This window comes from Vreelandella massiliensis (assembly GCF_900155385.1).
Classification (GTDB): domain Bacteria; phylum Pseudomonadota; class Gammaproteobacteria; order Pseudomonadales; family Halomonadaceae; genus Vreelandella; species Vreelandella massiliensis.
The window spans coordinates 896,610-917,918 of the sequence record NZ_LT699744.1; the positions used below are offsets into that span (position 1 = coordinate 896,610).

General features: G+C 57.3%; 19 protein-coding genes. 17 read left to right on the top strand and 2 right to left on the bottom strand.

Annotation, left to right across the window (positions count from 1 at the left end):
- Positions 1-22: 22 nt before the first annotated feature.
- From tolQ to BQ9846_RS04150, 7 genes are all read left to right on the top strand, one after another.
- Entirely contained in the window at positions 23-712 is a 690-nt protein-coding gene (tolQ, locus tag BQ9846_RS04120) for a protein TolQ (protein ID WP_075879324.1), read from the top strand.
- Between the two features lie 12 nt (positions 713-724).
- Positions 725-1,162 carry a protein TolR gene (tolR, locus tag BQ9846_RS04125; RefSeq protein ID WP_075879325.1) on the top strand — a complete coding sequence of 146 codons (438 nt, stop codon included), beginning with the start codon at positions 725-727 and terminating at the stop codon, positions 1,160-1,162.
- A 16-nt stretch (positions 1,163-1,178) separates the two neighbouring features.
- On the top strand, positions 1,179-2,249 hold the full coding sequence (gene tolA / locus BQ9846_RS04130) for a cell envelope integrity protein TolA (protein WP_328585365.1): 1,071 nt from the start codon (positions 1,179-1,181) through the stop codon (positions 2,247-2,249).
- Positions 2,249-3,562 carry a Tol-Pal system beta propeller repeat protein TolB gene (gene tolB / locus BQ9846_RS04135; protein WP_075879327.1) on the top strand — a complete coding sequence of 438 codons (1,314 nt, stop codon included), beginning with the start codon at positions 2,249-2,251 and terminating at the stop codon, positions 3,560-3,562. Before tolA ends, tolB begins: the two co-directional genes overlap by 1 nt.
- A 31-nt stretch (positions 3,563-3,593) precedes the next feature.
- A complete protein-coding gene (gene pal, locus BQ9846_RS04140) occupies positions 3,594-4,145 on the top strand; it encodes a peptidoglycan-associated lipoprotein Pal (protein ID WP_075879328.1) in 552 nt (183 codons plus the stop codon).
- 76 nt (positions 4,146-4,221) lie between these two features.
- Entirely contained in the window at positions 4,222-5,049 is an 828-nt protein-coding gene (gene ybgF / locus BQ9846_RS04145) for a tol-pal system protein YbgF (RefSeq protein ID WP_075879329.1), read from the top strand.
- Positions 5,050-5,083: 34 nt separating this feature from the next.
- Positions 5,084-5,845, top strand: coding sequence for a YciK family oxidoreductase (locus BQ9846_RS04150; RefSeq protein WP_075879330.1), 762 nt, complete (start codon positions 5,084-5,086; stop codon positions 5,843-5,845).
- A gap of 32 nt (positions 5,846-5,877) precedes the next feature.
- Here BQ9846_RS04150 and BQ9846_RS04155 read toward each other — a convergent pair whose 3' ends face one another.
- Both BQ9846_RS04155 and ubiG read right to left on the bottom strand, forming a co-directional pair.
- Positions 5,878-6,579 (bottom strand): HAD-IIIA family hydrolase, encoded by a 702-nt coding sequence (locus BQ9846_RS04155; RefSeq protein WP_075879331.1) that lies wholly within the window; start codon positions 6,577-6,579, stop codon positions 5,878-5,880.
- Positions 6,579-7,322, bottom strand: a complete 744-nt coding sequence (ubiG, locus tag BQ9846_RS04160) for a bifunctional 2-polyprenyl-6-hydroxyphenol methylase/3-demethylubiquinol 3-O-methyltransferase UbiG (RefSeq protein ID WP_075879332.1) — start codon at positions 7,320-7,322, stop codon at positions 6,579-6,581. Before ubiG ends, BQ9846_RS04155 begins: the two co-directional genes overlap by 1 nt.
- Before the next feature lie 140 nt (positions 7,323-7,462).
- On the opposite strand from ubiG, the gene galU reads away from it, so the two are divergent.
- The 10 genes from galU (at position 7,463) to ectB (ending at position 21,263) form a co-directional block, all read left to right on the top strand.
- A complete protein-coding gene (gene galU / locus BQ9846_RS04165; RefSeq protein WP_075879333.1) occupies positions 7,463-8,356 on the top strand; it encodes a UTP--glucose-1-phosphate uridylyltransferase GalU in 894 nt (297 codons plus the stop codon).
- Between the two features lie 3 nt (positions 8,357-8,359).
- A complete protein-coding gene (locus BQ9846_RS04170; protein ID WP_075879334.1) occupies positions 8,360-9,652 on the top strand; it encodes a nucleotide sugar dehydrogenase in 1,293 nt (430 codons plus the stop codon).
- Positions 9,653-9,661: 9 nt separating this feature from the next.
- Positions 9,662-10,444, top strand: coding sequence for a hypothetical protein (locus BQ9846_RS04175; protein ID WP_075879335.1), 783 nt, complete (start codon positions 9,662-9,664; stop codon positions 10,442-10,444).
- Positions 10,445-10,476: 32 nt separating this feature from the next.
- On the top strand, positions 10,477-12,336 hold the full coding sequence (gene tamA, locus BQ9846_RS04180; RefSeq protein WP_075879336.1) for an autotransporter assembly complex protein TamA: 1,860 nt from the start codon (positions 10,477-10,479) through the stop codon (positions 12,334-12,336).
- A 9-nt stretch (positions 12,337-12,345) separates the two neighbouring features.
- Positions 12,346-16,404 carry an autotransporter assembly complex protein TamB gene (tamB, locus tag BQ9846_RS04185; protein ID WP_235818900.1) on the top strand — a complete coding sequence of 1,353 codons (4,059 nt, stop codon included), beginning with the start codon at positions 12,346-12,348 and terminating at the stop codon, positions 16,402-16,404.
- A 34-nt stretch (positions 16,405-16,438) separates the two neighbouring features.
- A complete protein-coding gene (msrA, locus tag BQ9846_RS04190) occupies positions 16,439-17,050 on the top strand; it encodes a peptide-methionine (S)-S-oxide reductase MsrA (protein WP_075879337.1) in 612 nt (203 codons plus the stop codon).
- Between the two features lie 186 nt (positions 17,051-17,236).
- Positions 17,237-17,656 (top strand): c-type cytochrome, encoded by a 420-nt coding sequence (locus BQ9846_RS04195; RefSeq protein ID WP_235818901.1) that lies wholly within the window; start codon positions 17,237-17,239, stop codon positions 17,654-17,656.
- Positions 17,657-17,665: 9 nt separating this feature from the next.
- Complete coding sequence (gorA, locus tag BQ9846_RS04200; RefSeq protein WP_075879339.1) at positions 17,666-19,045, top strand: glutathione-disulfide reductase; 1,380 nt, start codon at positions 17,666-17,668, stop codon at positions 19,043-19,045.
- Positions 19,046-19,282: 237 nt separating this feature from the next.
- Positions 19,283-19,861 (top strand): diaminobutyrate acetyltransferase, encoded by a 579-nt coding sequence (gene ectA / locus BQ9846_RS04205; RefSeq protein WP_075879340.1) that lies wholly within the window; start codon positions 19,283-19,285, stop codon positions 19,859-19,861.
- Between the two features lie 133 nt (positions 19,862-19,994).
- Positions 19,995-21,263, top strand: coding sequence for a diaminobutyrate--2-oxoglutarate transaminase (gene ectB / locus BQ9846_RS04210; protein WP_075879341.1), 1,269 nt, complete (start codon positions 19,995-19,997; stop codon positions 21,261-21,263).
- Positions 21,264-21,309: the final 46 nt, after the last annotated feature.

Here is a 21,309-nt window from a genome sequence, read left to right on the forward strand (position 1 = left end):
TCCCAGATAAAAGAGGACACCCGTGAACGAAAACAGCATGTCGATTCCCCATCTGATCATGAGCGCCAGTACGGTTGTCCAGCTTGTGATGCTGCTACTTGTGCTCGGGTCCCTGCTGTCATGGGTGGTCATCTTTCAGCGCAGCTTTGCCCTGCATCGAGCAAAAAAAGCCTACGATCATTTTGAAGAGACCTTCTGGTCGGGCGTCGATTTAAATGATCTCTACCGAGAGATTCCCGTCGATGACGCGCGCCAAGGGGCCGAGCGTATCTTTCAGTCTGGGTTTCGGGAGTTTCATCGCTTAGTGGCCAAAACCCGTCAGGCGGATACCGTGCTTGAGGGGGTGCAGCGCAGTATGCGGGTTGCCTGGTCACGTGAAGAGGATCGGCTCAACCAACACTTGATCTTTCTTGCCACGGTGGCATCGGCTAGCCCCTATATTGGCCTTTTCGGCACGGTGTGGGGGATTATGGGCTCATTTCAGTCTCTCTCCATGGCCCAGCAAGCCACCTTGGCGACAGTGGCACCGTGGATCGCCGAAGCGCTGATCGCCACTGCCATGGGGCTTTTTGCTGCGATTCCCGCGGTGATTTTCTATAACCGCCTCTCTAATGGCGCAGGGCGCTTACTGGGCAAGTACGAAGATTTTGCCGAGGAGTTCTACGCGATTTTGCACCGCAATCTGCAAGGACGTGACACCACGTCAGGCTAAGGGAGTCGCTGTATGCAAGGGCCTTTTCATCGTGGCGGGCAGCGCCGGCCAATGGCGGAAATCAACGTGGTGCCTTTCATCGACGTGATGCTGGTGTTGCTGGTGATTTTTATGATCACCGCCCCGATGCTCACCCAGGGGGTGCAGGTGGATTTGCCGCAAGTGACCTCGGAACCGATCGACACGCCAGAAGACAACGATCCGATTCTGGTCTCCGTCGACCGCGAGGGTAACTACCACATTACGCTAGGGGGGGATACGACAGCTGTGGCACTAGACGAGCTTGCCGAGCGCGTCTCAGTCATTCTGGAGCGCCGCCCAGAGAGCCCCGTTATGGTGCGCGGGGATCGTCATATCGCCTACGGCGAGGTCGTGACGTTGATGAGCACACTGCAGCGCGCGGGAGTGGCTAACGTGGGTCTCATTTCTGAGCCGCCGCAAGATGAGTAAACGCAGGGGACGCCTTGTGGCATTTTTTTCACGGGATAAACAAGAGGTCGGCTACCTTTTGCCGACTGTTCTTGCGGTATTGGTTCACATTGTCGTGGTCATGTTTAGCCTCATTAATCTTGAGGAAAGGAATGAAGCGCCTGAGCCGTCATCCATTGTAAACGCCACCTTGGTGAGTACAGAAACGACAACAAACCAAGCGCAGCAAGCGAATGATAACCAAGCCTCAATGAGTGCGTCTTCAGAGTCGCCCGCACAAGCGCCAGCGCAAGAAGAGCCGGCGCCATCGCGTCCGCTGGAAGAAGCGGTCATCGAACAAGCGGAAGCACTGGCGGCTCAGCGCGAAAACCAAGCCCTTGAGCAGGCCCGCGCCGAGGCAGAAGCCGAAGCGCAACGGCGTGCCGAAGAAGCGCAGCAGCAGGCGTTGGAAGCCGCCGCGCGTGAGGCCGAGCGAGCCGAACAGCAAGCTCAGGAAGAGCGCCGCCGCGAAGCCGAACAGGCTCGCCAAGCACAAGAAGCCGAAGAGCAACGCCGTCGCGAGGCAGAAGAAGCTCGCCAAGCACAGGAAGCCGAAGAGCAGCGCCGGCGTGAGGAAGAGCTCGCCCGCCAAGCGCAGGAAGCCGAAGAGCAACGCCGGCGTGAGGAAGAGCTCGCCCGCCAAGCGCAGGAGGCCGCAGAGCAGCGCCGGCGTGAGGAAGAAGAGGCCCGCCGAGCGGAGGAGGCAGCCGCTGCCGAACGGCAACGCCAGCTAGAAGGGGAAGCGCAAGCCGCGGCCAATGCACGTCAGGCAGAGCAAGCGGCCAATAGCTTTAGTGCCATTGTACGCCGTGCAGTCGAGCAGGCATGGCTTATACCTGGTGGCGCAAGTGATAACATGAGTGCCACCATTCAAGTTCGTTTAGGACCGTCCGGTGAGGTGCTCGCCACCGCCGTGGCAACATCGAGTGGCGATAGCGCTTTTGATCGCTCGGCTATTCAAGCGGTCGAGCATGCAGCACCCTTTACTGAGTTGCGAGACCTGTCACCCGCACAGCAACGCGACTTACGCCAATTTAATTTGCGATTTACCCCGGGGGATGTTCGCTGATGCAAACCATACGCCAGACACCACTACGAGCACGGCTGCTACTCATAGGTAGTCTCCTTTTTAGCCTTTTTTTAAGCAACGCCGCCAGCGCTAACCTCACCATTGAAATCACTCGGGGAAGTGACCGCGCGCTGCCGATTGCCGTGGTTCCTTTTGACGGTAATGAAGGCTTACCCGAGGACGTGGCGCAAATCATCCAAGATAACTTGGAGCGCAGCGGCTATTTTGCGCCGCTTCAGCGCGACGCCATGTTTGAACGCCCCCATAATGCGCAGGAGGTGCAGTTTGGCACGTGGCGTTCACTCGATGTGCGCTATTTGGTGGTGGGCGATATTGACACCAGCGCGGAGGGCTACCGCCTCAATGCTGAACTCATGGACATTAGCGGCCAGCGCCGCATGCTCTCGGAAAGCATTCGCAGCGGTGAAGGTAACCTGCGCGGTGCCGCCCACCGGCTAAGTGACCAGATATTTGAGGCGATTACCGACATTCGCGGGGCGTTCTCTACCCGGATCGCCTATGTCACCGCACAGGGCGTGGGCGATGACATGCAGTTTGGCCTCTATGTAGCGGATGCGGATGGGCGCAATAGCCAGGAAATCCTTAGCTCAGAACATCCGATTCTTTCCCCCGCGTGGTCTCCCGATGGCCGCAAGCTAGCGTACGTCTCGTTTGAAACCGAGCAGTCGGCCATCTACGTCCAGGAGGTTTCAAGTGGTCAGCGCGTTCAACTCACGTCGTTTGAGGGCATCAATAGTGCGCCAGCTTGGTCCCCCGACGGCCGTCGGCTAGCCATGTCGCTGTCCAAGGACGGTCAGCCGGATATTTACCTGATGAACGTGGCTAGCCGTTCCATTGAGCGCCTGACAAATAGCAACAGTATCGATACCGAGCCCTCTTGGGCGCCCGATGGACGTAGCTTGCTGTTTACCTCAGACCGCAGCGGTGGCCCGCAACTTTATCGCTATACCTTGAGTAACGACAAGAGCCAGCGCCTCACTTTTACCGGCAACTACAACGCCCGTGGCCGCTTCTCCCCGGAAGGCGATGCAATCTTTTTGATTCACCGTTCCGATCGTGGCTATCAAGTAGCTCGCCAGGATCTGGACAATGATCGCCTGGTCATTCTGAGCGAAACAACCCGCGATGAATCCCCCAGTGTTGCCCCCAACGGCACCATGGTAATCTTCGCTACCCAACAAAACGGCAATGGGGTATTAAGCGCTGTTTCCGCCGATGGGCGTTCTTCCTTTAGGCTGCCTGCAGCACAAGGTGATGTGCGCGAACCCGCATGGTCACCGTTTTTAAATTAGAGGTGTGTTTTACATTAGGAGTATGAAGAAGATGCAAATTAAACCGATAGTGCGTGCCTTAACGGTGGCTTTCTCAATCGCGGTCATTGCTGGCTGTTCAAGCACGGGTGGCACCCAGGGCGGTGAGTCAAGGGGATCACAAACGGGTAGCACAACCGGCAGCGGGGCGGAAAGCCGCGGCGCGGGTAGCGGCGGCCAATACGGCTCCACCTCGGGCAGCGAGAGTCGTACCGGCCAACAAGCCGACTCACGGATCCCGAACGTACGGACTATCTATTTCGATTTTAATCGCGATACGATCAAAGGCGAGTATGAGTCAGTGGTGATGGCCCATGCCCGTTATCTTCGCGCCAACCCGAATGCGGATGTCGTGCTGCAAGGCCACACCGATGAGCGCGGCACACGTGAATATAACTTGGCGCTAGGTGAGCGTCGCGCCAATGCGGTTAAGCGCTTCCTCAACATTCAGGGTGTATCCAATAGCCAAATGAGCGTGGTGAGCTATGGCGAGGAGCGCCCGGAGGCCCGTGGGCAGAGTGAAGATGCTTACGCGAAAAACCGCCGCGTGGTGTTTAGCTACTGAGCGGATCTCAACGTTTTATGGTCGCCGCAGCCCCGCTGGTGACAGCGGGGTTTAACAGACGGCTTCAGGAGACCTGATGAATTTCAGTCTTGCAAGTGCTAAGCATAAGGTTTTGGGTCTTATCGCCTCTTTGTTGCTGCCTATCACTGCTTGGGCCCAGCAACCTACAGTGGAAGACCTCTCGGCATCCTCTTCCAATAGCTTCTATCAGCAAACGCAAACGCAACCCTCAAGCGGCGGTAGCCTTGTCCTGTTTAACCAGGTGCAAGAGCATCAGCGTGAAATTCAGGAACTGCGCGGTGCCCTTGAAGAGTTGCGCCATGAGTTTGAGCGGATGACCCGCCAAAGCCAGCAGCGCTATATCGATTTGGAGGACCGCCTAACCCAGTTAGAAACCGAAAGAGCGTCGTCTGCGCCCTCCGAGGAAGAGAGCGCTGAGCCGGCTCCTGAGTCACGCGTGGAGCCTGAGGCCGCCGAGCAAGTAGCCGCGGCTGCCCAAAGCGGCGCCGGTGCCGTGAGCGAAGAGGCGCAGCAGGCTTATCAAGCGGCTTTTTCTCACGTTCAGGGTCGGCGCTTTGACGATGCCATTACTGCCTTCGAACGTTTTGTCGAAGAACACCCTGAATCAGGGCTTACCCCCAACGGCTACTATTGGCTAGGTGAGCTTTATGCGGCCAATGATGCGCTGGCCACCGCTGAAGAAGCCTTCAACCGTGTGATTAATCAGTACAGCGATAGCCGCAAGGTCCCCGATGCGCTCTATAAGCTGGGCCTATTGAAAGCGCGCCAAGGTGAACCGGAACGCAGTCGTGAACTTTTGACTCGCGTTCGCGAGGAGTACCCGCAGAGTAGTGCGGCAGGGCTTGCCAGCGACTTTTTACGCCAATCAGAGAATTTGAATTAACACTTGAATTAACACCAAGGATTCAACCACCGCTATGAGCTGCAAAATCGACTATCAGCCCACGCCTGATTTACTCAAAGATCGCACTGTTTTGGTCACCGGTGCAGGCGATGGCATCGGCCGAGCGGCGGCGCTCGCCTACGCCGAGCATGGCGCAACGGTGATTTTGCTTGGCCGTACGATTGCCAAACTCGAGCATGTTTATGATGAAATTGAGCAAGCGGGGGGGCCACAACCGGCTATTTTTCCGCTTAATTTCGAAGGCGCGACGCTAAAAGACTTCCACGAAATGGCGCAAACGCTGGATAAAGAGTTTGGTCGCTTGGATGGACTCCTTCACAACGCGGGCATGCTGGGCCGCATTACGCCGTTCGAGCAGTACAACCCTGAGCTTTGGAACCAGGTGATGCAGGTCAATCTCAACGGCCCTATTTGGATGACCCAGGCCTTGCTACCTCTTTTGCAGCAGTCAGACGATGCCTCGGTGATTTTTACTTCCTCCGGCGTGGGCCGCAAAGGGCGAGCCTACTGGGGCGCCTATGCGGTCTCCAAGTGCGCCACGGAAGGCTTTATGGAAGTGCTCGCCGATGAAATGGAGAGCCAGCCCAACCTTCGCATCAACAGCCTCAACCCTGGCGCTACCCGCACGCAAATGCGCCGCAGCGCTTTTCCGGGCGAAGACCCCGACACGCTGCGCACACCGGAAGAGATCATGCCCACCTATTTATGGTTAATGGGCCCTGATAGCCGTGGAGAAACCGGCCAGAAATGGGATGCCCAGCCACCTCGAACGTAACCAGGCTAGCTTTTTGTCAATGCAGCAAGGGATTAGGCGGTTGCGTTAAAAGCGGCTAGAGCCGTCACCAGCGCCGCACAGTCGCTAAACCATATATCCGCTGGCCAGTGGTGATAGTCGTCCTCTTCACTGATATAGCCATAGCCTACCGCCACGGCTGTCATTCCTGCCGCTTTGGCTGCTTGCATATCGCGTAGGTGGTCACCCACATACCAGCACTCATGAGGCGCGGCGTTTAGGCGTCGCGCGGCTTCCCAGAGCGGCTCAGGTGAGGGTTTTTTGACGCTTAAATCATCGGCGCACAGAAGGGCGCCTGGCTCAAGCGCGAGCGCAGATAAAAGCGGTTCGGTATAGCGCCTGGGCTTATTGGTCACAATGCCCCAGCGACCGCCTTGGCCTTGCCAGCGGGTTAGCCACGTATCGAGGGGCGAAAAAACCCGACTATGGGTCGCTATTGCCTGCTCATAAGCATCAAGTAAAAACGCTCTGGCCGCGCCGTGGTGGGGGTGTTCCTTCTCTAACCCCAGTGCCAGTGTGACCAAGGCGCTGCCGCCGTTAGACACCTGCTTGCGTACGGTAGCAAAGGGCAAGGGCGCCAAGCCGTGATGGGCCCGCAGCGCGTTGGTGGCATTGGCCAAATCGGGTGCGGTATCCACCAGCGTGCCGTCCAGATCAAACAGTAAGGCACGCGCGGTCGGCACGTTCAGTGGTCCATCACGTTTTACAGCCGTCATCACGCCTCCGCTTGGCGACAGTGCATCATATAGTTGACCGAGACGTCGTGGCTGTTAAGCCGATATTGGCGCAACAGCGGATTATAGATCAGACCGGTCTGCTCGCTTACCTCAAGTCCCGACGCGCGACACCACGCGGCCATTTCCGATGGGCGAATGAACTTGGCATAGTCGTGTGTGCCGCGTGGCAAAAGTTTGAGGACGTATTCCGCCCCCACGATGGCAAACAGATAGGCTTTACGCGTTCTGTTGATCGTGGAAAAGAAAACGTGCCCGCCAGGGCGCACCAAGCGGCTACAGGCCTCAACCACGGAAGCGGGGTCGGGTACGTGTTCAAGCATCTCCATACAGGTCACAATATCAAACCTACCTGCGTGCTCATCGGCGAACGCCTCGACGGCGACTTGCTGATAGGTAATGTCGACGCCGCTCTCCTCGGCGTGCAGGCGCGCCACCGCCAAGGGGGCCTCGCCCATATCGATGCCGGTCACATTGGCGCCGCGGTGCGCCATGGCTTCGCTCAAAATGCCGCCGCCACAGCCCACATCAAGCACGCGCTTTACCGCAAGCCCGGCGCGGGCATCGATAAAATCAAGTCGCAGCGGATTGATGTCGTGCAGCGGTTTAAACTCGCCGTTTTTATCCCACCAGCGGCTGGCAAGTGCTTCAAATTTCGCGACTTCTGCCGCATCGACATTGCCGTGATAGCCTTGCGCAGTGCTATCCTGAGATGTCGCTTGCATGTGCGTGACTCCCTGCGTCTTAAAACGAGATAATGAACGGCCCAAAACCACCGCTGGCGTTCGTGAGCGATGAGCGATGTGTCGTGTATGATACCCATTCTACCCACTCCGAGGTCGGAACGCATAAAAAGGACCTTTGTATGATTCGTAAGGCTGTACTTCCTGTTGCTGGCTTTGGGACGCGCTGTTTGCCCGCATCGAAAGCGATCCCTAAAGAGATGATCACCATTGTTGACCGCCCGGTCATTCAATACGTGGTGGAAGAGGCGGTGGCGGCAGGCATTCGCGAGATCGTCTTAGTCACCAGCAGCAGTAAAAGTGCCATCGAAAACCACTTCGACACCCACGCGGAGTTGGAGGCCAGCCTCGAAGCCAAAGGCAAGCATGCCCTGCTTGATAGCATTCGCCGCATTATCCCCGACGACGTTAATATCATCAGCGTGCGCCAGGGCGAGCCATTAGGCCTGGGGCACGCGGTGTTATGCGCTCGTCCGGTGATTGGCGACAACGAGCCTTTCGCTGTGTTACTGCCTGATGTGTTGGTTAACCAGGCGAACGCCTCTTCTGGCAACGATTTACACGGCATGCTGCGGGCGTTTGACCAACACAATACCGCGCAACTGATGGTGGAAGAGGTGGCGTGGGACCACGTTGAGCGTTATGGCATCGTTGCCTTGCAAGGAGAGACACCGCCACCGGGTCACGCCGCGCCGGCCGCCGGCGTGGTGGAGAAACCTCCTCGTGATACGGCGCCTTCCAACCTGGCCGTCATTGGCCGCTATGCGCTGCCTGGGTCGATTTTTTCCTTGCTGGAAAATACCCCGCCCGGCGCTGGCGGTGAAATTCAGCTGACCGATGCCATTGAAACGCTGCGCCAACAATCGGGCGTGGAAGCGTATCGCATGCAGGGCGTGACCTACGACTGCGGGCAGCCCCTGGGCTATTTAGAAGCCACGCTTGCTTATGGTCGCTGCCATCCCACCCTCGGCGACGACTTCAAGGCGCTACTCGCACGCTATCAGCAGGAGGCGTAAGCCATGCGGGTTTTTGTTTATGGCAGCGAGCTAAGCGCGGCGACGGCAGCGGCGGCGCTCTCTTGGGTGGGGCACCATGTCTATTGGCAAGCGCACCTCTCTCAGCCTTGGGAAAAGTTAAAGCATGCCGGGTGGTTACGCCGCGAGCCCACCCTCTTTGACCAGCTGCAAGATAGCCTTGCCGAAGGCAACCTTACGCTGGTCAGTGGCGTCGAGGCCGTCCCTCAGTGCGATATTGCGTGGTTAGCCCTTTCGCCCGCCCAGCGCGACGACGCGGCGGCCTTCGTGTCGCATCCCGCCCTACATGAAAAACCTGACTTGCTGCTGGTCAATAATTCCACTTTCCCCGTGGGTGAAACCGAACGCCTGCAGGGGCTTATGCGCAGCACTCAGCGTAGTGTCGCGCTACCGGATATGCTGGAGGAGGGGCGCGCCTGGGCCACCTTTACACGCCCTACGCGCTGGCTACTCGGCTGCGACGACGCCGCAAGCGAGCGCTTAGTACGCGAGTTACTGCGCGCCTTTAACCGCCGCAGTGAAGTGTTTCAGCCGATGCCGCGCCGCGCCGCGGAACTGACCAAGCTTGCCATCAATGGCATGCTGGCCACTCGCATCAGCTACATGAACGAAATTGCCGGCCTTGCCGACACATTGGGTGTTGATGTCGAGTACGTGCGCCAAGGCATGGGAGCCGACACTCGTATTGGGTTTGAATATTTGTACCCCGGCTGCGGCTTCGGCGGCCCCAACTTCTCGCGTGACTTGATGCGTTTGGCTGATGTCCAGTTCTCTAGCGGCCGTACCTCTGCCTTGTTAGAACAGGTGATGGATATTAACGAGCAGAAAAAAGAGACGCTTTTCCGCAAATTATGGTCACATTTTGGTGGCCAGCTTGCAGGCAAAACGGTGGCCATTTGGGGCGCGGCATTTAAGCCGGGCACGGCGCGCATCGATCACGCCCCGGTGTTAACCCTGCTTGAAGCATTGTGGGCCCAGGGAGTTACTGTGCGTTTGCATGACCCCGCGGCGGTGCCGGCGCTTGAAGAGGCCGTGGGGCCGCGCGACGATTTGCTGACATTTTGCGATGACCCTTATCTCGCCTGTGAAGGCGCAGATGCGCTAATGTTAGTAACAGAGTGGAAATCCTACTGGAATCCCGACTGGTCTCGTCTTAGCGCGCTGTTAAACGCCAAGCTTGTGCTGGATGGACGTAATATCTATGACCCAAGTTTCGTGGCCAGTTGCGGTCTCACCTATCGAGGCATTGGCCGCCGCGCTGACCCCATGACTTGTTAAGGAGAGCGCATGTCTGACAATGCCGCATCGACAAGAATCGTGCCGGATGTTGATGAAAGCTTTAACGCCCAGCACCTACGCTACCGCAAAGGCCCGGCTCTCTGGCCCTTGTGGCTCGTTATCATTGCCATCATCGCAGTGCTAAGCGCTGCGGCTGCAGGGCTCTGGTTGGAGCGTGAACGCCTATTGAGCGAGTTGAATCGCGTCAGCGGAGAAGTCTCCAATATGCATGCGCGCTTAGACGCAGGTGACAGTGATGTACAAGAAAGGTTAACCTTGGTACAGGCTCAAATGAGCACGCTGTTTCAAGAGCAAGAGCAGCTCTCCGTGGCGTTAAGGAACGCGCGTGAAGAGCTATTCAGTCTGATTCCCGCCAGCGAGGAGATGGTATCAGCCGATGCCATTGAAGCATTGCTGCAACAGGTGGAGCAGCAACAGGCGTCCGCACAACTGCGTGATAGCCAGCTTGCAGCCATCAATGCCTCGCTTGAGGCCTTGGAGCAATCAAGCGATAACGCGCAACAACTTCTTTCAGATGAGATCGAAGCACTGGCTGATCAAAGCCGCGAACTTGAAGCGTCGCTGGAAGCCTTGGCGCAATCAAGCAGCAACACGCAACAGCGTTTATCGGACGAGGTCGAAGCACTCGCTGAGCAAAGTCGTGAACGCGAAGAGACGCTTGAGACCCTAGAGCAAGCGTGGCAGGAGCGCTTAGCGACGTTGGAAGGAGATGTGCGCCAAGTACGCCAGTCGCAACTGGCGCTGAGTGCTCAATTAGAAATGTTGCGCTAAAAAGATGCCAGGTCATTGGCTAGGAAGGATTTATGGGAATAAAACGCCGAGGATGGGCAGTCGATAGGCTGGCACAGGTTGCTCTCTTGCCGCTGCTTTGCCTCTCTTCTGGTGCCCTGGCTTTCGATGTCACGATAAAGGGCGTGGAAGGCGAAGTGGAAGGCAACATCAGCGCCTACCTAGAAAACCTGGAAGCACAAGAGTACACGCCCGCGCGCCTTGAGAATGAAGTCAAGCAGCGCGCTCGAGAGGCGATGCGCCCATTCGGTTATTACGAGCCCACGATCAATGTGGCCTTTAAGGAGGAGGGGAGTGCCGCCGCCTTAGAGATTGAACCTGGACCGCAAGTCGTCATTGAGACACTCGCTATTCAGCTAGAGGGAGACGCGCGTGATGATGCGCCCTTTATAGAAGCCGTCGACAACTTTCCCCTCCAAGAAGGTGACACATTACGCCACTCTCCGTGGGACAGTCTGCGCAGCCAGCTTTCGGCGCTCGCCCTTGAGCGTGGCTATTTCGATTCTCAGTTTAGCGACCGGCGAATGGAAGTGCGCCCCTATCAGCAAAGCGCGCGCTTATACATGACATTCGCCAGCGGCCCCCGCTATCACTTTGGCGATATAGCGATTCGCGGCAGTCACATCGAGCCAGAGCGGTTAAAGAATCTGCGCTCCTTCGAGACAGGGCAGCCATACCTCGCCGAAGCGATCGCTCAGTACAATCAGCGCCTGGCGGAAACCGGCTGGTTTCGCTCCGTGGCGGTACGCCCACGCTTAGAGAGCACGCAAGAGTTGGTGGTGGCAGCGCCGCCGAGCGGAGAGGGCACATGGTGGCAGGAAGCGACGCCGCAGCGAACGCAACGGCAATACCTCAGCCGTGGCGCGCTTGAGAGTGCGATGCGCTTAAGCCAGCGCGAAGAGCAGCGTCTCCCCATCGATGTTAGCGTCGAGCCAGCGGAGCGGCATCAATTTGAAGCGGGTATTGGCTACGCCACCGACATTGGTCCGCGTTTGCAATTTAGCTGGGAGCAGCCCTGGGTCAATCGCTATGGCCACAGCTTGAATCACGAACTGTACCTCTCTGCCCCGGAGCAGAGTTTGACCGGGCGCTACCGCATTCCCCTGGACGATCCGCTACGCGATAGCTACCAACTGCTGTACGGCGTTAGAAGCGAAGACGATAACGACACTCGCTCGCTAGAAGCCACCGTTGAGGTTGCGCGGCGCTGGCAATTTGACAACGACTGGGTGCAGTCTGTCTATCTGCGTACCACCTATGATGACTTTACCCAAGGCGGTGAGGCAGAAAAAGTCTGGATTTTCTATCCCGGGGTTCAATGGTCGCGGATCCGCACGCGCCAGCAGCGCTTTCCCACCTGGGGGGATCGTCAGCAGTTTTCGGTTGAATACTCCGATACCGCCTGGGGGTCGGATGCGCAGTTTTTGCGGATCACCGGTGATACCGAATGGATCCGTATGTGGGGGCAAAATAACCGCTTTATTGGCGGCGTGAGTATTGGCGCGATTGAAACCGACGATTTTTCCACCATCCCGCCGTCGCTACGCTTTTTTGCCGGCGGCGATAACAGCGTGCGGGGTTACTCCTATGAAAGCCTATCGCCTCGCAACGCTGAAGGCCGCTTACGCGGCGGGCAGCAGCTTTTAAGTACAAGCGTTGAGTATCAGCGCCGTATAACGGGTAACTGGTGGGGCGCGGCTTTTGTGGATAGCGGTGACGCTTTCGATAACTGGGCGCCCGATGAGTTGAAAACCGGCGCGGGTCTCGGCGTGCGTTGGGTATCGCCGGTGGGCCCTATTCGCTTAGACGTTGCCCATCCGTTTGACCACGAAGACGACTGGCGTCTGCACTTCTCCATCGGGCCGGAATTCTAGGAGGCTTTTTTGTCCCAGGTTGCTCAAACCTCGCCCCAGCGGCACCCTCTGTCTGGCCGAAAGCGCCTGTGGCTTTTGGTCTGGAGCCTCATCCGTTTGGTGGTGGTTTTACCGCTCTGGTTGCTATCACTGGTCATGCTATTACTGGGCTGGGCGTTATCGCCATGGGGCACCGGTGTGCTGCTAGATCAAGCACAGCAGCGCGACTGGATCGCGTTCGATCAGCAAGAAGGCAGCTTGCTGGAAACATTTCGGCTTGAAGGCTTTGTCTTGGAGGCGGCAGGCATTGAGGTGAATATCGGTGAGTTTGAGCTTGCTTGGGCAGAGGACTGCGTGCTCTCGGGGAAGCTATGTGTCGATACACTGCGCATCGCGCAAGCCGATATTTACCTGCCGGCATCAGGCACAGCGCAAGAACCCGAAGAGCCGCCAGAAGAAGGTCAGCAAAGCGGCGCTTTCCGCTTTCCTTTTCCTGTAGCGATAAGAGCGCTGGCCCTTGACGATGTGGCTATCCATTTGGGCGACGGCACAAGGTTTCGCTGGGAGCGCTTTTCCAGCGCCATTCAGGCCTCCGAAAACGGTATTGATATTGCCCCCACTCAGTGGGAGCGCCCCGAACTTTATCTACCCCCCAGCGAAGGCGTGCGCCTAACCCAGGATGTCGAGACACCGCTTAACGCCGCCGGTATCGATGCGGCCATTGCCGTTCACACGCCTGGCGAGACATCGAACGAAGCTGACGAAGCGATCAGTGAAACCACGCTGCCCCTGGATCAAGCAATCGCCGAGCGGGAGCCGATCGCGCTTCCGGCGATTACGTTGCCCCTGGATATCCGCTTACCGTCGTTTAATGTCGCTCAGTTTAACGTGAGCGGGGCGGCGGAATACCACGTCGAGTCCCTTGATGTGGGAATCATCACCGAGGGCAGTCGCATTACGCTGACCCACTTTGATGCCACCACTCCCGATGCGCATATCGGGCTTAGCTCAGAGGTCACCCTTGACCAAGACTACCCCTTGACCGCCCGGCTGAGTGTCGAGGTACGGGAGTCCGAACGCTTAAACACACTTGGCCTTGAAGCGCTCGGCGGCCAGCATTTACGCCTTAATCTCGACGGCCCATTGAGTGACTTAAACGCAACGCTGCGCGCCGATGGTGCATTAAAAGCGCGCTTCAACGCCCAGGTGGATGTGCTTTCGCCCAAGCTGCCTTTCCAGCTAACTCTGCAAAGCGACGAGGTTAGTTGGCCGCTTGACGCGACAAGCGACGAGACCGAATCCCTCGATCCGCCATACCGTTTGCAAGCGCTGGACCTCACCGTCGAGGGTGATCTCACCGATTACCAGATGACGCTGGACACCCAAGCCTCTGGCCCGACGCTGCCTTTAACCCAACTTTCGCTCTCTGGCCAAGGCGACCTGGGGCAATTCGCCTGGTCACCGCTGTCGGTGCGCGTGAATGAGAGTGAAATCCGCAGCGAAGGGCGCGTGGAGTGGCTAACTCCACTCGACCTGTCGGCATCGCTGTCGCTGTCTAACGTAAACCCAGGAGATTTTGTTGCATCGCTTAACGGCGACCTAAGCGGAGACCTTGAGGTAAACGTACGCCAAGAGGAAAACCTCTGGGCGGTCTCCATCCCGTCGCTCAATATTGACGGCGAGTTAATGGAGTATCCGTTATCGCTTAGCGCCGTGCTGGACGCCGATAGTCAGCTCAACGCAACGATTCAGGAGCTGCGCTTTGCTCAAGGCAACAACCGTTTAAACGCCAGTGGCGACCTTAGCGAAGAGAGCATGGCGCTCGATGCGAAGATCGATCTTCGTGAGCTAAGTACGCTCGCACCGCAACTTTCCGGGGCGCTAACGGGTGATATCCAAGCCCGGGGCAGCCTTACGCAACCTAACCTAAGCGCCACACTCGATGGTGAGTCGCTGCGGTTTGGAGAGAATCGCCTCGAAGCGGTGCGCCTTGATGCCGATGTGAGCGGGTTAGAGGACCCACGCTTCGATGTGGCGCTAACGCTTGAGGCGGTCGACGCGGGTGGCCAAGCCATTGAGCGGGCTGATTTACGCCTCGACGGCCGCCTTTCGCAGCACCGCTTGACCTTCGACGTGCAAGGGGCGGCACAAAATCGACTACTTGAACAAGCTTCCATGGCCCTAGACGGCGCCTTTCATCAAGACGAACAGCGCTACCAGGCCAGCGTCACGCCCTTAGCGCTGGTATCACAGGCGGGCACCATCCGATTGGAAGAGACGCTCAACCTGGATTACCGCCTAGCAAGCGGTGAAGCCCGCGTGTCACCGTTTTGCCTGCGCCGAGAAGAGGGCGGGGTAGTCTGCTCAGAACAACCTCTGAGCGCCTCCCCCGAAACAGGGGAAGCGGTACTCTCGCTGCGCGAAGTGCCGATGCAGATGATCACGCCTTTCTTACCTGAAGGGTGGTCACTAGACGGTGATACCACCGCCGATGTGACCGCCTCATGGCAAAATGGGGGACAGCGCTGGGAGGCGGATATGCAGCTTGTAAGCGAGGTTGCGATTACCGCGCTTAACGACTTCGGCCAACCCGTTGAGCTTCCACGCGTAACCCTCGATACGCGCGTCAACGCTACCCCTGAACGCGCTCGGGCCGATAGCACGCTTTCTCTTTCGGAGGCGGGCGATGTCAACCTCGGGTTGACCATCGCCGACCCCATGGGAGAAGGGCGCCTTGATGGCGAGCTAAACGTACGAAACGTCTTGTTGGCGCCATATCGGCCCATGGTCGTGGGTTTGGATACCTTGGCAGGGTCGCTAGACGGCAGTGTGCAGATTAGCGGTACCGCCGAGCAGCCCGATCTACAGGGTCAGCTTGAGCTTTCCGGCATGAATGCCGCCGGCCCCGACATACCGCTGGTGGTCTCCGATGGTGAGGTTAACGTGGCATTTGATGGCGCATCGGGCACGATTGATGGCGCTATTAGCGCTGAACGTGGCCGACTGGATATTAGCGGCAACGCCGTTTGGCCGAGCGACGCGCCATGGCGCTTGGGGGTGGATCTTAACGCAACCCAAGCACCGCTACTGATTTCGCTGCCACAGTTTGGTCGCTTAGAAGTGGCGCCCGATATTCGCGTGCGCGTCACCCCTGAGCGCTTGCAGGTTCGCGGCAATGTCAATGTTCCTTGGGCGCGGCTTGAGGTAGGGAACATTCCCAGCTCGGCAAAGGCCCCCAGTAGCGATGAAATCATCATCACCGAGCGCGATGATCGCGAAGCGCAAGAGCGCGCGCAAACACGCGCTGAAAACGGTGAGCCCAGTGCCGCTGACGAGCTAGCACAAAGGGGCATGGCCCTGGACGTGCTCCTCACGGTCACACTGGGTAGCGATATGGAACTCACGGCCTATGGCTTAGAGTCTAACCTGGCTGGTTCCCTGGAGGTTCGACAAGACAGTAGGGGGCTTCAGCTTTTCGGCGATGTTAGTTTGGTCGATGGCCGCTTCAAGGCATTTGGGCAAGACTTGCTGGTGAGACGCGGGCAAATTCTCTTTAGCGGTCCGCCGGGGCTACCCACACTCGATTTCGAAGCGATCCGCAACCCTGAGGTCACCGAGGACGACGTGATCGCCGGACTAAGAGTGACAGGACTTGCCGAAGAGCCGAACATCGATATTTTCTCCGAGCCGGCGATGAACGAGACGCGCGCGCTCTCTTATCTGCTTCGCGGGCGGGCCCCCGATGCTACTGGCGATGGTATTGACAGCGCGGTCACCACGGCGCTTATCGGCATGTCGCTGGGTCGCACGGGGGGAGCCGTTGGCTCTATTGGCGAAGCCTTTGGCATTGATAATCTCACGCTCGATACCACCGGCGCAGGTGATGAAAGCCAAGTGGAGTTGAGTGGTCAGCTAACCGATGATATCCGCATTAGCTACGGCGTCGGGATTTTCTCGCCGATCGCCGAACTGACGTTGCGCTACACGCTTTGGCGTAACCTTTATCTGCAGGCAGTGTCAGGCGCATCTCAGGCAGTCGATCTTATCTATGAATTTAACCTTCCGGGTAACCCGCGAATTTTCGATTAAACATGCATTATTCACCGAATAAAGGTAGGAGCTTATGACACTTTATGCCGGCGCCCTGTCAGGGCGCGAGACGCCGATACCCACCAGTGAACGGCACGCTGTGAATGGCGAGTCGCTTCATCCACCGTTTCCTGCAGGTTACGAAACGTTAGTAGTGGGAATGGGCTGCTTCTGGGGCGTCGAGCGCCTCTTTTGGCAGCTTCCAGGCGTTCACGTTACGGCTGCGGGTTACGCGGGCGGAGAAACACCCAATCCCACCTATGAAGAGGTGTGCACTGGACGGACCGGACACGCAGAAGTCGTTCTTATCGTGTTTGATCCCGCGCGAACCGACCTGGAAACGCTACTCCAAGTCTTTTGGGAAAACCACGACCCGACACAAGGGAACCGCCAAGGAAACGATATTGGTCCTCAATATCGCTCGGCGATCTATACCACCACCGATGCGCAACTCGCGCTTGCCAAACGCAGCGCCGATCAGTTTCAGCAGCAATTGACACGCGCAGGGCACGGTCATATCACCACGGAAATAAAACCGCTGGATACGTTTTATTACGCCGAGGCTTATCACCAGCAGTACCTCGACAAAAATCCCGGCGGCTATTGCGGTTTAAAAGGAACGGGCATTAGCTGCCCCATTAGTTAAATTTCAGAAATTAGCGCCGTAAGGGGTGTCAAGTTGTCCAATGTACCCAGCTTATATGCGGACGAGCGCGGTGCATCGCATCGCACCATCCATCGAGGTAGGTTCATGCGGGTGGGGGTTGCCACGCTGGCGATCACGATAAGCGGTGTTGCCACCCTCGCTTCAGCGGGCGCGAATGCAGATTCTTTGAACGCAGCCCCCGCGCACGTGGATGAGACGCGTTTTTCCAGCGAGCGAGAAGCGGTCATGTGGCGCCAGCAAGAGCTAAAGGATATTGAAAGCTTAATGCGGCAACTGCGCTTTGATCTCGTTAACAATCAAGATGCCCAAAGCGCAAAACCGCGTTTAAAGGAGCTCAAAGAGCGCGCCAGCGCCGACAATCTCATGCCAGCCTTTATCGCTGGCACGCACGGCCCCGGCTCCGATGCGCGCCCCGAACTCTGGGAAGAGTGGGAGCGTTTTGGTGCGGGGTTTCACGACATGGAGCAGCACATCGATACGCTCATTGAAGCCGCTAACGCGGGTGAATATCGTGCGGCGGCGAAAGCGCTTTCGGATACCGGGCGTAGCTGCAAAAGCTGTCATCGCCAATATCGCTACGACTAGGAGCCTATAATGACGGATGCAGAACGGTACGATTATGACCTCTTTGTGATTGGCGCGGGTTCCGGTGGTGTCCGTGCGGCACGCACAGCCGCGGCCGAAGGCGCAAAGGTGGGTATCGCTGAAGACCGCTATCTAGGCGGGACATGCGTCAATGTCGGCTGCGTGCCAAAAAAACTCTACTCCTATGCGGCGCATTTTCACGATAGCTTCGACGACGCTGCGGGATTTGGCTGGCAGCTACCCGGGCCGGCAACATTTGATTGGGCCACGCTGCGCGAGAACAAAACCGGCGAAATCAAACGTCTCAACGGGATTTACCAGCGTTTGCTCGAAAGCGCGGGCGTCACGCTGTACAACGCCCGCGCAAGCGTCGTGGATGCCCACACGGTGGTGCTGCATAACGATGCAGGCGAGCAACAAATCCACGCCAAGAAAATTTTAGTGGCGACCGGCGGCTGGCCCTGGATTCCCGATTTCCCCGGCAGTGAGTACGCCATCGACTCCAACCGCGTCTTTGACCTTGAGACCTTCCCAGAGCGCTTTTTAGTCCTCGGCGGCGGCTATATCGCCGTAGAGTTTGCCAGTATTTTTAATGGCTTGGGCAGCGAAACCGAGCTCATTTATCGAGGCGAGCTTTTCTTGCGCGGCTTCGATCAGGAAGTGCGTGAATTTACCCGCGATGAAATGGCCCGCAAAGGCGTCAATCTGCACTTCAACACCAATATTGCCCAGATTGAGCCCAGCAACGGTGCCTATTGGGTCACCTTGACCGATGGCAAGACGCTTGAAGTGGATGCCGTGCTGGCCGCCACGGGGCGTCATGCCAACATAGAAGGGCTGGGACTCGACACCCTCGGCATCCGCCTTGACGAGCAAGGCAAGATTCCCGTTAACGAACGCTTTGAGACTGCGGTGCCCTCCGTGCTTGCCCTGGGCGATTTGATTGCGGGGCCAGAGCTCACGCCGATCGCGCTGGCAGAAGCGATGCAGTTGGTGGATATCCACTTTAAGCACACCACCCCCGCGCCGCTGGATTACGCAACGATCCCGACGGCGGTTTTCTGCCATCCCAACATTGGCACTGTGGGGCTTTCCGAGGAGCAGGCCCGTGAGCGCGGTGATATCCGTGTCTACCGTACCGATTTTCGCGCCATGAAACATACGCTCTCCGGCAGTCAAGAACGCACGCTGATGAAACTCGTGGTCGATGATGCCACCGATGTGGTGCTAGGGGCGCATATGGTCGGGGATGAAGCCGGTGAAATCATGCAAGGCATCGCCATTGCGGTGCGTGCGGGATTAACCAAGACAGACTTTGATCGCACCGTGGGAATACACCCCACGGGGGCGGAAGAGTTTGTCACGCTGCGAAGCGTGTCGCGGCGTTAAGACATAAAGCTTGAGCGTTGAAGGCGGGCAAATTGCCCGCCTTTCTCTTAGCGAGTTACACGGCTGAAAAGTCGTCTAAACTGGATACATACTGCCCAAGAAGCGCTTCATCGCGCAGGAAACGCCAGCAGCATAATAAAAAATTATGGAATAGCCGATTATGAATAAGTTGATTTTTGAATTGTTCATAATCAGCTGTTATAATCCTTTCCGAAATCGCAAAAGCGAAGCATTACTATGAACACCCCAACACAGCCGTTTACTCCCTCTGCGGATCTTATTCGACCCACTGTTGCCGATGCGGTTGTGGGGCATGCCGAAACCCCGCTCTTCATCCGTAAGCCCAACGCCGATGATGGCTGGGGCATCTATGAATTGATCAAGTCATGCCCACCGCTTGATGTGAACTCTGCCTACGCTTACTTACTCCTTGCCACGCAATTTAGAGATACCTGCGCGGTGGCAACAAACGAAGAGGGCGAAGTCGTCGGGTTTGTATCGGGCTACGCAAAAGACAACGCGCCTGATACCTACTTCCTCTGGCAGGTTGCCGTCGGGGAGAAAGCGCGCGGTACCGGGTTAGCCCGCCGCTTGGTCGAGGCGATCATGACGCGCCCCGAACTCAGCGATGTGCACCACCTAGAAACCACCATCACGCCGGATAACCTGGCGTCGTGGGGATTGTTTCGCCGCTTGGCGGCGCGCTGGCAAGCACCGCTCAATAGCCGCGAATACTTTTCGACCGAACAGCTAGGCGGGGAGCACGACCCAGAAAACCTAGTGCGCATTGGCCCGTTCCAAACCAGCACGATTTAACGCCATGTTTCCCCGTTCGTGCTTCTCCTACGCTGCCTATTTTTCTTAGCTATGCCTTGTCATTACGACATTGCCATCGCGATTTAACTGTCATCACGATTTAACCGTCACCACGATCTAAAGGAGGTCGCGAATGCAGACCCAGACGCTTGAACGCATGGAATCGAACGTACGTACCTATTCACGCTCTTTCCCGGTGGTATTTACTAAAGCCAAGAACGCTCGTTTAACCGATGAAGATGGCCGTGAATATATCGATTTCCTCGCCGGCGCTGGCACGCTGAACTACGGCCACAATAACCCGCATATGAAAGACGCTTTGGTGGAGTACCTTGCCGGTGACGGCATTGTCCACGGCTTGGATATGTGGACAGAAGCCAAGCGCGACTATTTCGATGCGCTAGAAGAGCTGATTTTCAAACCGCGCGGCCTGGATTACAAAGTCCATCTGCCGGGGCCCACAGGCACCAACGCGGTTGAAGCGGCGATTCGCCTGGCGCGTGTTGCCAAGGGCCGTCCTAACATCGTGACGTTCACCAATGGTTTCCACGGTGTCACCATGGGCGCTCTGGCCACCACAGGCAATCGCAAATTCCGCGAAGCAACCGGTGGCATTCCCACACAGGGCGCCAGCTTCTTACCCTTCGATGGCTATATGGGTGAACACGCCGATACGCTGGACTACTTTGAGAAGTTGCTAAATGACAAATCCGGTGGGCTGGATGTTCCTGCGGGCGTGATTGTTGAAACCGTGCAAGGCGAGGGCGGTATCAACGTCGCCGGCCTTGAGTGGCTGAAGCGGTTGGAAGATATCTGCCGCGCGCATGACATTCTGCTGATCGTTGACGATATTCAGGCAGGCTGTGGTCGCACGGGTAAGTTTTTCAGCTTTGAACATGCTGGTATCGTGCCGGACATCATCACCAACTCTAAGTCTCTCTCGGGGTTTGGTCTGCCGTTTGCACACGTGCTGATGCGCCCTGAGCTGGATCGCTGGAAGCCAGGGCAGTATAACGGCACTTTCCGTGGCTTCGCTCTGGCGATGGTGACGGCTACGGCGGCGCTGAAAAAATACTGGAGCGATGATACCTTTGAGCGTGACGTGCAGCGTAAAGCCCGCATCGTGGAAGAGCGTTTCCAGAAACTGGCCGCTATGCTAAGTGATAACGGCATGCCGGCAACCGAGCGGGGCCGTGGTTTAATGCGCGGCATTGACGTGGTATCGGGCGATATCGCTGACAAGATTACAAGCAAGGCGTTTGAGCACGGTCTCATTATCGAAACCAGTGGTCAGGACGGTGAAGTCGTGAAGTGCTTGTGTCCGTTAACGATTAGCGACGAAGATTTGTTAGAAGGCCTGGACATTCTTGAAGCTAGTGTTAATGCTGTGGTTAGCGCATAAACGCAGACGCGATACACACTGATAGGGCGGTTCGCTCTTAGGACCG

Coding starts and splice junctions, on each gene's coding strand:
- gorA (WP_075879339.1), top strand. CDS start 17,666: ATGACGGATGCAGAACGGTACGATTATGACCTCTTTGTGATTGGCGCG.
- ectB (WP_075879341.1), top strand. CDS start 19,995: ATGCAGACCCAGACGCTTGAACGCATGGAATCGAACGTACGTACCTAT.
- galU (WP_075879333.1), top strand. CDS start 7,463: ATGATTCGTAAGGCTGTACTTCCTGTTGCTGGCTTTGGGACGCGCTGT.
- ubiG (WP_075879332.1), bottom strand. CDS start 7,322: ATGCAAGCGACATCTCAGGATAGCACTGCGCAAGGCTATCACGGCAAT.
- pal (WP_075879328.1), top strand. CDS start 3,594: ATGCAAATTAAACCGATAGTGCGTGCCTTAACGGTGGCTTTCTCAATC.
- BQ9846_RS04175 (WP_075879335.1), top strand. CDS start 9,662: ATGTCTGACAATGCCGCATCGACAAGAATCGTGCCGGATGTTGATGAA.
- BQ9846_RS04150 (WP_075879330.1), top strand. CDS start 5,084: ATGAGCTGCAAAATCGACTATCAGCCCACGCCTGATTTACTCAAAGAT.
- tamA (WP_075879336.1), top strand. CDS start 10,477: ATGGGAATAAAACGCCGAGGATGGGCAGTCGATAGGCTGGCACAGGTT.
- ectA (WP_075879340.1), top strand. CDS start 19,283: ATGAACACCCCAACACAGCCGTTTACTCCCTCTGCGGATCTTATTCGA.
- ybgF (WP_075879329.1), top strand. CDS start 4,222: ATGAATTTCAGTCTTGCAAGTGCTAAGCATAAGGTTTTGGGTCTTATC.
- tolB (WP_075879327.1), top strand. CDS start 2,249: ATGCAAACCATACGCCAGACACCACTACGAGCACGGCTGCTACTCATA.
- tolR (WP_075879325.1), top strand. CDS start 725: ATGCAAGGGCCTTTTCATCGTGGCGGGCAGCGCCGGCCAATGGCGGAA.
- BQ9846_RS04170 (WP_075879334.1), top strand. CDS start 8,360: ATGCGGGTTTTTGTTTATGGCAGCGAGCTAAGCGCGGCGACGGCAGCG.
- msrA (WP_075879337.1), top strand. CDS start 16,439: ATGACACTTTATGCCGGCGCCCTGTCAGGGCGCGAGACGCCGATACCC.
- BQ9846_RS04155 (WP_075879331.1), bottom strand. CDS start 6,579: ATGACGGCTGTAAAACGTGATGGACCACTGAACGTGCCGACCGCGCGT.